Annotated in this window: 13 protein-coding genes; 4 read left to right on the forward strand and 9 right to left on the reverse strand. The window is 39.2% G+C overall.

Annotated elements, in window-relative coordinates; all coding sequences use genetic code 11:
- Positions 1-4 precede the first annotated feature (4 nt).
- Positions 5-991: a YdcF family protein gene (locus AC2D3N_RS16725; protein ID WP_079678484.1), complete on the forward strand. Its 987-nt coding sequence runs from the start codon at positions 5-7 to the stop codon at positions 989-991.
- Here AC2D3N_RS16725 and AC2D3N_RS16730 read toward each other — a convergent pair.
- Together AC2D3N_RS16730 and AC2D3N_RS16735 are read right to left on the reverse strand one after the other, a co-directional pair.
- On the reverse strand, positions 988-1,272 hold the full coding sequence (locus AC2D3N_RS16730) for a hypothetical protein (protein WP_484691537.1): 285 nt from the start codon (positions 1,270-1,272) through the stop codon (positions 988-990). The genes AC2D3N_RS16725 and AC2D3N_RS16730 overlap by 4 nt on opposite strands.
- 305 nt (positions 1,273-1,577) lie before the next feature.
- On the reverse strand, positions 1,578-3,248 hold the full coding sequence (locus AC2D3N_RS16735) for a mechanosensitive ion channel (protein WP_484691538.1): 1,671 nt from the start codon (positions 3,246-3,248) through the stop codon (positions 1,578-1,580).
- A gap of 199 nt (positions 3,249-3,447) precedes the next feature.
- Between AC2D3N_RS16735 and AC2D3N_RS16740 the strand changes: the two genes are divergently transcribed.
- Complete coding sequence (locus AC2D3N_RS16740; protein ID WP_079677409.1) at positions 3,448-3,891, forward strand: SRPBCC family protein; 444 nt, start codon at positions 3,448-3,450, stop codon at positions 3,889-3,891.
- Between the two features lie 232 nt (positions 3,892-4,123).
- Here the strand turns inward: AC2D3N_RS16740 and AC2D3N_RS16745 are convergent, their stop codons facing one another.
- Together AC2D3N_RS16745 and AC2D3N_RS16750 are read right to left on the reverse strand one after the other, a co-directional pair.
- The gene (locus AC2D3N_RS16745; protein WP_484691539.1) at positions 4,124-4,765 is read right to left on the reverse strand and encodes an alpha/beta hydrolase; all 642 of its coding nucleotides are present in this window, start codon (positions 4,763-4,765) and stop codon (positions 4,124-4,126) included.
- Between the two features lie 355 nt (positions 4,766-5,120).
- On the reverse strand, positions 5,121-6,551 hold the full coding sequence (locus AC2D3N_RS16750; protein WP_079678480.1) for a hypothetical protein: 1,431 nt from the start codon (positions 6,549-6,551) through the stop codon (positions 5,121-5,123).
- Between the two features lie 367 nt (positions 6,552-6,918).
- Between AC2D3N_RS16750 and argH the strand changes: the two genes are divergently transcribed.
- The gene (gene argH, locus AC2D3N_RS16755; RefSeq protein WP_484691540.1) at positions 6,919-8,313 is read left to right on the forward strand and encodes an argininosuccinate lyase; all 1,395 of its coding nucleotides are present in this window, start codon (positions 6,919-6,921) and stop codon (positions 8,311-8,313) included.
- Positions 8,314-8,559: 246 nt separating this feature from the next.
- Positions 8,560-9,297, forward strand: coding sequence for a response regulator transcription factor (locus AC2D3N_RS16760; protein ID WP_079678478.1), 738 nt, complete (start codon positions 8,560-8,562; stop codon positions 9,295-9,297).
- An 88-nt stretch (positions 9,298-9,385) separates the two neighbouring features.
- On the opposite strand, the gene AC2D3N_RS16765 is transcribed toward AC2D3N_RS16760, so the two are convergent.
- The 5 genes from AC2D3N_RS16765 to AC2D3N_RS16785 form a co-directional block, all read right to left on the reverse strand.
- Positions 9,386-10,150: a PHP domain-containing protein gene (locus tag AC2D3N_RS16765; RefSeq protein ID WP_234996660.1), complete on the reverse strand. Its 765-nt coding sequence runs from the start codon at positions 10,148-10,150 to the stop codon at positions 9,386-9,388.
- A gap of 355 nt (positions 10,151-10,505) precedes the next feature.
- A complete protein-coding gene (locus tag AC2D3N_RS16770; protein WP_079678477.1) occupies positions 10,506-10,937 on the reverse strand; it encodes a hypothetical protein in 432 nt (143 codons plus the stop codon).
- A complete protein-coding gene (locus AC2D3N_RS16775; RefSeq protein ID WP_079678476.1) occupies positions 10,934-12,079 on the reverse strand; it encodes an AAA family ATPase in 1,146 nt (381 codons plus the stop codon). The genes AC2D3N_RS16770 and AC2D3N_RS16775 overlap by 4 nt, the downstream gene beginning before the upstream one ends.
- A gap of 123 nt (positions 12,080-12,202) precedes the next feature.
- Complete coding sequence (locus tag AC2D3N_RS16780; RefSeq protein WP_484691541.1) at positions 12,203-12,853, reverse strand: GDYXXLXY domain-containing protein; 651 nt, start codon at positions 12,851-12,853, stop codon at positions 12,203-12,205.
- 27 nt (positions 12,854-12,880) lie between these two features.
- Positions 12,881-14,284, reverse strand: coding sequence for a DUF2157 domain-containing protein (locus tag AC2D3N_RS16785; protein WP_484691542.1), 1,404 nt, complete (start codon positions 14,282-14,284; stop codon positions 12,881-12,883).
- Positions 14,285-14,370: the final 86 nt, after the last annotated feature.

A 14,370-nucleotide genomic window follows, 5' to 3' on the forward strand; every position in this document is an offset into this window, starting at 1 on the left:
TACCATGTTTGTTATCCTAACTCGAATTTTATTTCTGTTGCTAGTCGGTGCCATTGCCTTTAAAATCTGGGAAATTTTGGGCGGGAAGGATAATAGCTTAATTAATCGGTTATTATTTATCCTGGTTTTAGTTTTAATTCTTGTCGCTTTATTTTTCCCAGATAGCCAAGTTGGGTTAGTAGTATTGGGAATTTTATCAATTCTTTTCCGACCCCTTGGGTTTTCAATTTTTCTATTATTAATTGCTTCTATTTTTATTAAAAACGGTAAAATTGATCAACCAGGGCCGGGTTTGATTTTAATAGCATTATTAATTTTAATTGTAGCTAGTACCCCTGTATTTGCTAATTGGTTAGCCCAACAGGTAGAAAAAGTGGCTTTAAAAACCGTACAAACGGATTTATGTTGTGGAGAACGGGCGGGAGCCATTGTATTATTAGGACGGGGAACCACCGAACCCAAATTACCCTATCGCAAACAAATTCAATTAACGGATACGGGCGATCGCATTCCCTACTCGGCACAACTATTTAGACAGGATCGTGGGCCGTTTATTATTGTTAGTGCTGGCCCCCGTCATGAATTAGTTAATCCCTTAATTGAAGCCAATGATGTTAAACAACTTTTAACTTATATGGGGATTCCTCCTGATAGAATTATCTTAGAAACTCACGGCGGAACCACCTATAATAATGCCGTTGAAGTTTATCGGATTATGCAAAACCACCGTTTAGGTCGAACCATTATTCTGGTGACTTCGGCATTGGAAATGCGTCGAGCTAGTCTAACTTTTGCTAGGGTTGGCTTTAAAGTAATTCCGGCGCCAACAAATTTTTATACATTTGTTCATCAGACAAAATATCTTCGTCACATCACCGGGGCTGATTTCGCGCCTAGTGCAGAGGCGTTATTACTAACTACTAGAGTTTTAGATGAATATTTTTTAACCTTCTATTATTTTATCCGAGGTTGGTTAGCACCAAGTATTTAACATCTAGGATTTTGAGAATGGGGATCAGAAGTATCTGGTAAGCAGGGATTTGAAAATGAATCTACTTCGCCAGAACTTCCCACAATTACAACCAAAAAAAACAGAATCAGAAATAAAAATCCTAGTATTTGCCAATCGGAATTTTTATTAGATTTTGGTTTATTCACCTCTTGAACAGGTTTAACATCCACTTGGATTTGGATTTTTTTACCCTGGATTGGGCCAGCTAGTTTAATACTTTTACAGACAATTTGATCTGAGATATTATCTTTATCCGACATGATGCTCCCCCAAGTGTAAGTCTTGTACCGATTCGCTAATTAACTATAGCAGTTGCCACATCTATTAGGACATTCTTGAAAGCTAAAAGCTACTTATAGTAAGTATTTACCTATTGCCCATTGCCCATTCCCTATTGCCTCTTGCTATACAACTGGGTTGATGACGATTCTGGATCAAATCCTAGCCAAAAAAAATCTGTAGAGATTTGGAAACCAAAGCCCTACAGTCAAAGATTACAAATTGTTTGAGAAAATTAAGCTAAATAGAAGTAAGGGAGGACACTTGCACTCCTATTTAACCCTAATTAATCATTACGGAATTTAGAGAGAAAATTGCGAAGTTGTTCCCCCGCCACATCTCGTCCACCTAAACCAAAGGCAATGGCGATCGCCACCGCCACGGCTCCTAATAACAAACCAAAGGCTAAATTGACAATATCACTGGCAATGCCCATTTGTTGGAGGGCCATAGCACCGACAAAGATAATAATGGCAATGCGAGCCGCCTGGGCTAAAAGATTCGATTGACGGGTGCCAGAACTTACAATTAAATCATGGGCTAAATTGGCAAAATATAACCCAATTCCAAACACAATCACGCCAATCAAAACTTGACCCGCGATCACAATGATTTGATTGATAATTAAAGTTAAGGCAGCTAACCCCAAAATATCCGTCGCCGTAACCGCCGCAAACAACATAATACCAACCAACACCACAATTCCGATTAACTCAGAAGGAGTCCGTTGGGTTAATGGGCTAGAAACGGGAGGGGCTGTATACTCGTTAGTATCAGGGGTTTCGGTGGGAGTATTTTCGTTAACAATCGGAGATTCGGGAGCATGAATCCCCAACCAGCGAAACACATTATCAAACCCCACACTGGTCAGAATATTCGCGACCAAATTGGCGATAAAACGGCCAATAAAATAGGCAGCAATTAAAACTAAAACTGCTAAAAAGACTTGGGGTAAGGCGTTAAAAATCTCCGTCAGCATTAAAATTGCTGGCTCGGAAATTGCCTTAACTTGCAGGGCTTCTAAGGCAGAAATCGCCGTAGGGATCAAAATTAAAACGTAAACAATCAATCCAAGAATGGAAGATGCTTTTTGATTCCCTGCGACCTGATTTAAGCCGAAACGAGTTCCGAATTGATCAATCCCTACAGCCGCTAAAAGGTTAGTAACAATTCGACTCACCACTTGAGCTACCAGCCAACCTGCACCCGCAATTACTAATGCCGCCACAATATTCGGCAGAACTGCCAGGATTTGATAGAGCATATTTTGAACAGGCTCTAATAATCCTTGTAGCTGAAGGGTACTCAGAATTGCTGGTAAAAATAACAGCACCACAAACCAATACAGGGCATTCCCTAGGGTTTCACTCAGGGAAAATTGGTCGGGAGAGACAACCTCATGATCATTAACTTGTTGATTTAAGCGTTCATCCAGACGAAGTGTTCGGAACAATCGAATTAATAAAGTTCGGGCAATGGTAGCTAAAATCCAAGCCGCCGCAATTAAAATCGTCGCCCCAAAAATTCGGGGTAAATAACTGGTGACTTGGTTGAGTAAATTGGTTAGGGGTGTCGATGCTGCGGTAAGCTGAAGCTTATCCAGAAACGCAACAACCGCAAAAATAAAAATAATCCAGAAGGCAACAGTTCCCGCCCAAGATTCTACCGGAAGTTTGTCTTCTGGTCTTGTTGAACCTGAAACCCAACTGGCAATTTGGTTGTCTAAGCCTGTTTTTTTAAACAAACTTTTAACTAAAGATTGAGCAAATAAGGCAATCAGATAACCAACCAGTAGAATGGCACAAGCCAAGGCAATATCCACCACGGAGGCTTGACCCAGCTTTAGGTCATTGATATTGGTGGGGAAGGCTAAGGGGTTATCCTGGGCAAAATAAAGGGGGGATAGGGAGGATAAGTCCTTTCCCCAAAAGGGTATTAATTGATCGATTCCATTCATAATCGTTCCAGTAACTTATTCGATGTTTTGATACTCGTGCGCTGTGGTTTGAACGAGAGTGCATCTTAAGTCTGGTTAAAATGGCAGAAAAAACCGCTAAAATTTAAGGTTTTTTTTGTTTTCTGATGCGCCCCTCGTTTATACTAAGACTCTTTCATGTTTTCCATGAAATTAATCTGCCTATAGCTTGAAGGTTATGATGCCATATCGTCAAGTTTTTGAACAATCTATTTTAATTTCGGCCAATTCTAGGGTGGTAGAACGATGTTTTACGGATTTGGAACTGATGCACCAATGGTTGAATCCGATGTTACGCTGTGAACCGATTGATGTGTGGGATACAAATGTGGGGGGGAAATGCCGATTTTTGATTCAACTTCCCCTATTTCAACCCGCTTTAAAAACGGTGGTTTTGGAACGGGAGCCGGGGTTAATTGTTTGGGGATTTGAAGGCTATTTTAAAGGATGCGATCGCTGGGAATGTATACCGGAAATCCCAGGGACTAAACTTTTAAATCGATTTGAATTTGCAATCCCTAATCCTCTAATTAAATTCGGTTTTAATCTCTTTGCAGCAACCCTAACCAAAGCAGACATGGAATCTCAATTAAAACGTTTAAAACAAGTAGCAGAAAATATTTAATCAGTCATCAGTTATTAGTTATTAATTATCAGTTTATAACCCATTACCGATCACGGATTTCAGAGTATTACGCAGATTAACCCTGCCCTCGACTTGATTGGGGGACAGATTAAAATCCGTGAAATCCGTGAAATCCTCTTAAATCCGCGATCCCTGTTCCCTTAAAATAAAAAGGGGTTTTTAACTTCATAGTCAAAACCCCTTTTTATTATTCAAAAAATTAACGATTCAATTATTTGCAAAGCCGCTCTTGAACAAGAGGTTGAGCTTTTAGGAAAGCGATCCCCTGCTCTCCTAAAGCATAAACATCATTGTAGAGATTGATCACATCTTGCACATTAACCGTAATTGCAGTAATTCCCCGGTAGCTTAAAAGCAATTCCAATATGGAAAGTTGACCATCCCGGGAAGATTCGCGTAAAGCGGTAATCACCTTATCAACTGCGATATTAGCGGTGCTTCCCGCAGAAACAAATTGATTAAAAGCTCCTACCACTAATCTGCCATAGGTAGAATCTAGCAGATCATTAACAACATTATTAGGAATTTTGACGGAGAAATTCAGTGCTTTCTGAAATTGTTGAACCTGATCGGGAGTTAGTTTCGCTAAAGTAATTAAAGAGCGAAGTTGATTAGACTGTTCTCCCGTTTGAGCAAAGGTTTGTAAATCAGCAGTGGCTAAGGATATATTTGCTGGGCCATAGATTAATCTTAATTCATCAATAGCTGGGGACGGTTGAGCAAATATTCCCAAACTAATTGTTAATCCCAATACTATCGCTAACCCCAGGGATATATATTTAGATAGACCCTGAGCAAAAAATTGATAGGGGTTACGAACGCCCCGCAACCAACGCCCTGAATTTAAGTTCATTTGTTCCTTCCTCACAAGTTAAATTGAGTAGTACAGTTCTGTTGTTGTCCCATACCATAAGTCTGTTTTACCTCTATTTAGGTTCCTTGAGATAGAGACTTCTCAAACTGTTAGATATTCTGGCTCATCTGATCCAGTATCTGCCGAATTATAGCAGCATCCTGAGCGGTCGGTAGAATTTCTAAATAATTCTCTAAATCTTGCTATGCTTATCAAATCGCTAAAGATGGTAGTATAGAATTTTGCGATCGCGCCGTTAAAAGGATTAAAAACCTGGTTTCTTAAATAAACCAGGTTTTTAGGATTAAAGATTTTCAGTTTCATTTAACTCCCCCTAAAAAGGGTATTGATAAACCTAAAACTCCTCTGTTAAAAAGGGATTTTCTTTAGGAAAAGTAGGTAAATCAATTGATGCTAAAGACTCTAGTTTTTTACGTTTTTGAGGATAAATTAACGGGGCTGGCCAATTAGGAATGTTTTCCTTCTGATCCGGTTCTCGAACGGCTACGGCAATCGCAGTGTGAGATTTTGTTCCTCCTAAATTAAAGGATTGGCCCCCCATGGATTTTGTTGATTTTGATTGAATAGCTGTATCTTCTGAGGTTGCTTTTAATGAAAATAGATCAGCATCTTCTGAAATGAAAGAAGCATATTCTAGGCGAATTCGCTCTAATTCTCCTTCTAAAAATCGAGGTTGAGGTAATTCTGTCACAGGAATATTATTGATTGAAGCTGTCAACTCTACGGGAGGTTTAAAACCCGGTTCAGAATTCAGTTCCGATGTCAAGGATTCTAACCCGTGATCAAGAGGAATCTCCTTTTCTAATTCTGAAGATATTGGAGATAAATCCTTGGATGAATTAACCGCATCCTCAATCAAATTCATCAGGTTATGATTCGGTTTTAAAGCCTCTGACCAAGGTTGAACAGGGGGTGCTTTTGGGACTAATAAAGTGGCAGATGAAGATAGGGACTGTTCCTCCGTAATTATCGATAGGGTTTCTAGGGTTTGTTTTCCGGTTTCAAACTGGATTTGATTTTCCAAACACCGTTCTAAAGCGACTTTAAATTGCAGGGTTTGGCGCTGTTGACGATGGAGGCGCGATCGCAATTCTCGGTTACTATTTTGAGATTGAACTAACTCATGAAATTGTTCATTATAGCGTTGTTGGGTTAGGGCGGTATCCCTTTCCATTTGGGCGAGTCGAGTTTGGGTCACTTCCCATTGTTGGGTTAACGTTTCAACTAAAACCTGTTGCTGTCGAATCACTTGATTGGCAATTTCTAACTTTTTAAATAGTCGTTTAACTTGATCCTGTGTCGCCCCTAATTCCTGGGTACGTTGCAATAATTGTGTTTCTTGATCCTGTCGATTTTGCCGACCTTCATCTAATTCTGCCTCTAATTCAGTCACCCGATTAATTAAATCTCGGTTACATTCATGGAGAATTTGAACCACTTTTACCGGATTTTCTTCGGTTTCTCCCGCCACTGACATCAGCGAAGCACTCGCCATTTCATTCCCCTGAGAACTCTCAACAAATATTTCCTCTGGAATTACCAAATCTCCACTATTAGACTTCGTTTCTGCCTGTTCTAACTCGGCAACGAACTGGGTCAATAATTCCTCCAAGGGTATAGCATTGGGAAAGTTCACCGTCTCCCACTCCTGATCTGGAGTCACAACCGGACTAACGGACTCCTCCGACGGGGGAAAGGGTGGGCATAAAGGTGCTTCGGGAGGCTGATCAAACGATTCAGGAGTGGGGAGATCGGCTTCAGACATGGCTTTATTTATTGGGTTTGTTATTTCAATTCTTTATACATGGTGAAATGTATTGTTACTGATACTAAGGGAAATTGAGAATTAAGTCAAGTTGCCAGGATTATTTTAATTGGCAATGTATTGTTATTAACCAATAATTAATATTTCTATTAATATTATATTGTCCCAGGTAATGTTGATGCAGTGGGCAGATTATGACTGAACTAACTTTAAGTGGAATATTCAACTTGATCAGGATTGTTTCCCCAGATTAATCCACCCTAGCGACTCTCCCGACTGTCTTTTGTGTCCACCATGAACTTTTTGGGGTTCCCATAAGACGCTTGACTGTGTAGTGTGGACACCAGAATCAAAAAAAAGCCAAATTATGACAACAACGAACTCTAAAACTTGGAGCCAACGGTTTGAGAAATCTCTGCATCCTGCTATTGCAGAGTTTAACGCCAGTATTGGTTTTGATATCCAACTGATTGAATATGATTTGACCGGATCAGTTGCCCATGCTAAAATGTTAGCAAAAACCGGAATTATTAGTCACGAAGAAGCCGAAAAACTGGTTTCCGGTTTAGAACAAATTCGTCAAGAATATCGAGAGGGAAATTTTAATCCCGGTGTGGATGCTGAGGATATTCATTTTGCCGTTGAACGTCGCTTAACTGAATTAGTGGGAGATGTGGGTAAAAAACTCCATACCGCTAGATCTCGCAATGATCAAGTCGGAACCGATACCCGTTTATATTTACGAGATCAAATTCAACAAATTCGACAACAATTAGTTGATTTTCAAACGGTATTATTAGATTTAGCAGAAACTAATGTGGAAACTTTAATTCCAGGTTATACCCATCTACAACGGGCGCAACCGATTAGTTTAGCCCATCATTTATTAGCCTATACGGAAATGTTAAACCGAGATTGGGAACGGTTAGGAGATGTCTATAAACGGGTTGATATTTGTCCGTTAGGTAGTGGAGCCTTAGCCGGAACAACTTTTCCCATTGATCGCCATTATAGCGCAGAATTATTAGGGTTTAGTCGAGTTTATGCTAATAGTTTAGATGGAGTCAGTGATCGGGATTGGGCGATTGAATTTTTGAGCGCGGCGAGTTTAATTATGGTACATTTGAGTCGCCTGGCTGAAGAAATTACCCTCTGGGCATCTCAGGAATTTAGTTTTGTGAAGTTGACCGATAGCTGTTCAACGGGTTCTAGTATTATGCCTCAAAAGAAAAACCCCGATATTCCTGAATTGGTGCGGGGAAAAACCGGGCGGGTCTTTGGTCATTTACAAGGATTATTAGTGGTGATGAAGGGATTACCTTTAGCCTATAATAAAGACTTACAAGAGGATAAAGAAGCGTTATTTGATGCGGTGAAAACCGTTAAAGGTAGTTTAGAATGTATGACAATTTTAATCGCAGAAGGCATAGAATTTCGCTCTAGTCGTTTAGCAGAAGCGGTGGCGGAAGATTTCTCGAATGCGACGGATGTAGCTGATTATTTGGCGACGCGAGGAATTCCTTTTCGTGAAGCTTATGGTTTAGTGGGAAAAGTGGTCAGAACTTGTTTAGAAGCGGGGAAATTACTTAAAGATTTAACCCTGGAAGAATGGAAACAATTACATCCTGAATTTGAAGCCGATATATACGAAGCAATCACTCCCCGTCAAGTGGTTTCGGCTCGAAATAGTTATGGGGGAACCGGATTTGATCAGGTCAAACAAGCATTACAAAATGCCCGTCAACGGTTGAATAATGGGTAATAGGGATCACGGATTTAAGAGGATTTCACGGATTTCACGGATTTTAATCTGCGTCATCCTCTTAAATCCGTCCCAGATTGCGCTATTGGTGGCTCAGACCCCCCAAGGAGCGAGTGCTTCTTAGAATACATAAAACTATAATTTTGTCAAGTTGGGTTAAGGGAATAAAAACCGTCCTTTTGAGCGATATAATTCAATTTAAAATTTCGCTAAAGTGAGAAAAAAGATTAAATTTAGGTCAATATAATGTCTAATCCGATTAATCCCCCTGAATCCGAAGTGGCAGTTCCTCAAGTTCCTGCTAGATTGTTATTAGTAGATGATGAACCAGGATTACGAGAAGCTGTACAAGCCTATTTAGAAGATAGTAATTTTAGTGTTGATACCGCCAGTAATGCCAAACAAGGGTGGGAAACCCTACAGCAAAGTTTACCCGATTTAGTAATTACTGATGTAATGATGCCGGAAGTTGACGGCTATCAATTTTTACAACAAATGCGGGAAGACCCCCGTTTTAAAGCCTTACCCGTTGTTTTTCTCACCGCAAAAGGCATGAAAAGCGATCGCATCCAAGGGTATCAAGCCGGATGTGATGCCTATTTATCTAAACCGTTTGATCCCGAAGAATTGGTAGTAATTGTTAAAAATTTATTAGCCAGACAAGCAGCCCTGCGCAATAGCAGTAGCGAGGGAAACCCCGATATCGCCACCTTAGCGGGTCAAATTGCCCGGATTGAAAATATGTTAAAAGGCAAAAGTGGAATTCATCAAACCCCACCCCCGATTAAAATTGATTTAACCCCCCGAGAACAAAGTGTTTTAGATTTAGTCGCTAAAGGATTAATGAATAAAGAAATAGCCCGGGATTTAGAAACCAGTGTTCGGAATGTGGAAAAATATGTTAGTCGTCTATTTACAAAAACCGGAACCAATAGTCGGACAGAATTAGTCCGTTATGCCCTAGAACATGGTTTAACTCAATAAAGAATATTGAAGATGGCAAGGAGAAATCCTTGCGTGTTTTAATCTTAGGGGAACTGGTATAATCACGGTTTTGCTTAACTCCTAGACTTCAAAGTCGCAGTAGCAAATCACGACCATGGGTATCCGTACCGCAGGTATTAAGTAAACCATAGCCATCTGCTAATTGTTTAACTTGGCTGGTAATTTTAGCGGTGGGCAACCATGGGTTAGTATGACGATAGGCATAATAGACTTCAATACCATCAATCCCTAAATGAGCCGCTTCTGTAATTAATTCTGGCACCGGAGAACGATAACGGGCTGGATGGGCTAAAACCGCCAATCCTCCCGCCTGTTGAATCGCATTAATCACATTTTCAGCAGCATAGGCATCGGTTCCCAAGGTGGTACAACCTTGCAAATAGGGTTGCAGACCAGTAGAGTCGGGATCGAAAGCATAACCAAGAATATGAACATCCACAGCCAATAACCGGGCATTAATTTCTACTCCCGTCCATAACCGAGGTGCTTGATTCGCCCGTTTAGGATACTTATTTTTCCAGTGATCTAACCAGTTCTGGGCTTCTTTGTACCCTTGGGTACTATGGTGATCGGTAATTGTCAGTCCTTTTAAACCAATTTCAATCGCCTGTTCCATGACTTCATAGGGTTCCAACTGCCCATCTGAACGTCGGGTATGGAGGTGAAAGTTATAGGACTTGGGGCAGCTTCTGGCATTCAAGGTTTGAAAGACCTGTTGCAGTGAAGACCGATCTTGGGCAGGTGGTATCAATAAGGGTGATTTTACAAATCCTGTCTGGATGTGAAACCACCTTGATAACGATTCAGAATCTGAGGTTAGATTAACACTCATACCGTCTTTATCTTAATAAACTGTTACTATAATCTACTGTATCGAATTTATTGGGCAGTTGCTACAAGATAGGGTTAAGATTGACCAATTTTAGATTTGAAATTCTTATATAAGGAAATGGGCAATAGGCAGTAGGGTGTTAAAGGTTGATGGTATTGACGATAAGCGATTGGGAACACCAGCTTACTTCCTGGGATCTCCCTGCTCCCAATATATCTGTCTTTACTATTTCAATAACCTTGATCTATAATTACTGAACACCTAAAATCCGACACCCCGGGGTGAGGCTTGTCTTCACCCCCCCTATTGTTTAGGTCGATAAATTTTGTAATTGTGATTATAAATCAGTTGTAAATTACAACCTTAGTTCTCTATGTACCGTGATTCCTTTTTGAGCTAACTGGCGTGCTTGAGAACTACCCGATAATATGTGATTTCCATTAGAAGCAATCCAATGGAAAGACTTTGGTTCTTGATTCAATTCAGGAGCATCCTTGATGAGAAAATCTTTTAACCACTGAAGCTTATTCAGAACAGACTTTACTTCATCTGTTTTAGCAGTATGTACTTCGATAAAATAAGTTTTACCATCATATCCAACTACATAGTCCCAACGTGAATCATTGGGATATATGGATTTAACTGTTGTATCGATATCAATACTCCCTTCACATTTACTGGTATCAGGAGGTTTTACTTTGCTACTATTTGAACCTAGAGCTTTTAATCCCTTTTCAAAAGCATTCTTTAATAAAGGCGTATTCTCGATCGCTTTCTTAAAACTCATTCCTGCTCCTGAATCGCTTGGGAAACAACATCTGATGCCTGACTACTAAAGCTAGTTAATCCCCCCCAGTTGGAGATCGCCGGGTCAGGATCAAATGGATCTAAAGATGAAATATCACGCACATAAACACCGTCTTCTTTTTGGTCAAAATAGTAGGTCAAAAAAGTCTTATGATTGAGAATATTCTCAAATAATTTTGTAGTTGGGGCAGACGGCTTCAGAGCAAAAAGTTGATAAAGATATTTGATATCAGAATTCTGTTCTCGTAAGAAACGAATAGCCCAAACCGCTTCTAAAAGCACAGGAGAATGAGTTGAAATGAGTAAGCGATATCCTCGATCCAAAAGTTCCAAGCACATCAAAATTACTGATAAAATTGCTTGAGGATGCAATCCCATTTCTGGTTCTTCAATTACGACCCAATCTATATCAGACTTTTTAGATGCTTTTGATCTCGGCAGTAACCAATAAAGACCTAGAAGTAAAGGCATAAATTCTCGTTGTCCAGCAGACCAAGACATGAAGGATAAGCGATTACCATTCATATTGATTTGGATGCTTTTACTCATTCCAGTGGTGTTAAGTTCTACCTGAGCACCGTGAAAAATACTATCATCTAGTGCATCACGAAGTTCTTGTTTAAGGCGACCTTTCTGGGGAAAGATTGGGCTACCTTTAGTACCCAAACCTTGTTGCATTAGTAGCAATAAATTCTCGCTAAAATTGCGAACGACATAGGGAGCTCCATTAAAGCTCCGAAACAATCGAGGCCATCCATTTTCAAGAGTTAGAACACGCTGGGCTGGCATAAAGAAAAGCTGCTCTTTTTTGCGACTATTTTCGTTTAATAATTGGTCTAAATCTATACTTTTGTCATTGCTATATATTTCTGTGTTTTTACTCCAGATATTCCGCATTCCCTCTCCGAAATACAACTCGATTAAATTATTGATATCTCCTTCCCAGTCATAGCCATTTTTTTTGATCGTATGCACAATATCTCCACTATCAAGTAAGAGTTTTATTAATTGCAATAAAATACTTTTCCCAGTAGCTTGAGAGCCAATGAATAGAGTTAAATCTCCAAATTCTACGTCTGCTGTTTTAATTTGTCCTAGATTAGTAAGATTAAGTTTTTTCATCCTTTTATCTATTGATCGTAAAGAATAAATGAGATTTATTTTAAATTAATATTAAAACCCAGTTTCTTAATTGTAGCATATTTTGGAAAATTGTATCACAACTAGAAACTGGGTTTTGGTCAATTAAAATTTGTAATTGCGATCGCGCACCCACAAACTAACTGGAATTGCTTTTCCTTGAGAATTAACTTTCACTTCCACCACAAAGGATTGTTGATTATTCCTTTGAGCTTCTGTAATTGTACTATTAATTTGATCCCGTTGGTTTTCTGGCATATAATACCGTTCCAAACCGTATTCAATATTCCATCCCGTTGATTTTCCCTGTAAAGCTATTTGATTTTTAGATAAATTATCAGGATATTCAGCACTGACTTTTACAGGTTTCCAAGCTGAAGGATGTTGAGATTTTGCTGAATCTTTCGGTTGTTCTAAGGTGACATAAATTACAGTTCCCTGGGGTAAATATTCTGCCCCTTTAGCAACTTCTTGCCAACCAGGAAGTGCTTTGAGTGTATCAGCACTGGAAATATTATAACTCAGGGTTTGATAATATCCTCTAAAAAAGTCATAGGGGTCAACGGGGGCGGTTTGTAATACTACGGTTTTTCCGGTGACTTGGGTATAAAACGCTTGGGAAGGAACTGCTAAAATTAGGATTAATTGAAATAATAACGGTGTCCAAAATTTCCAAGCTGGGATCTGTTTTTTAATGACAGGAGACGGAGTTAAAATCACGGAAGATTGGGTATCATTCGAGTTAGAATAATTCATGGTTTTTACTCCTGAAAATTAGATAAATTAACGATTTTGGGTTCTAGCAGCAGCTAATAAATGGCGTTCAAACCATAGCCCAGCCAGAATTACTCCCACACCACATAAGGTAAATACAAAGGCTTTTAGAATCAGTTCCGTGTTATATTCAAAGGTGCGACTCATAATTTGGGAGACTAATAAAATCATTCCTCCCCAAAAGGCAAATCGTTGAGTTTGGGCGAGTCCAATTCTAATTAATCCCGTTGCTAATATAAACATCTGCACATTGAATAAAAAGGTGGCTATTTCAGGAATTGCATGGATTTGTAAATGCCAAAAACAGATAAATCCAGTTAACCCTAAAAATCCAGCAATGACGCTGTTAACCGAATCAAATCCCCATCTATTCGGATGAATAGCACTGGGTTTAATTAATTGAAACCATTGTAAAAACATAATTCCCAAAAACACATAAAAGTCAATCAAAATAAATTGACTAATGAACATTGAATTGTCTGAATTGTCTACAATAAGATCATTCCAAAATCCGTTAAAGGATAAACTAAAAAATAAAATGGCTAACAGAATAATGGATAGGGTTTTAGCTGAACGTTGAAATAGTCTACTATCAATCATCGGCCATGAGGTATCATCATAACTCCATAATAAAGCTGGGGTAAAAACAAATAGAATAGCGAAGATTAATCCTTCAGGCAAACTAGAATTAAACAGGGGAAAGATACTGATTTGTAAAGCGGGAATCAGAATCAGTAAGGTCATAATAAACAAGACCCGAGACTGACAGCGATAGGCAAGGGGAATGAATAGAAATCCTGCTATTAAAGGGGTATGTTCTAGGACTAAATTTAGGATAGAAAAAGGTTGCAAGGAGAATAAATTAGATGCTCCTATCCAATAGCCAATTCCATACAATAGTAGTCCTAAAAATCCTAAAGAGGTCAGTTGCAAACTATAGGACATTACTAATACTCCAATTCCCCATACTAAAAATAGTTCATGAGCGGAACCACTTTGATGAAAAATTTGTCCCATCAAGGCAATATTTGCCCCTAAAATTAATGCTCCAAAAATCAATAATCCTTGACCTAAGCGTTGTTTTCTTCCCACTTCCAAGGTATCTGATGGTTGTTGCCATAAATAAAAGCCGGCGGCATTGACTCCTATAAATAAACTCAGAAGCAGGATAACTTTTAATTCTTTTGACCAGTCTTGCCAATTAGCTGCCACAAAGGTAATTACACCTAAACCTAATAGAATGGCTCCCAACCCCATTAAAATCATGACAAACCGACTACTAGCGGCGGTTTCAAGATGATTAAATTGATAGCGGGTTGCTAACTGTTGATAGACAGAATTATCGATAATTTGTTCTTCCTGCCAGAGTTGGGCTTCGTGACGAAGTTGGCGACGGAATTTTTCGTTGATCATTTGTAGTAATAGGAAATAACGTTAGGAAAATCTTGGGGCTGTTTATCCCAGGGATAGAATAGTATTTTAGTTCTAACCTAAATATT

The organism is Planktothrix sp. PLAVEN19ND, assembly GCF_057220675.1.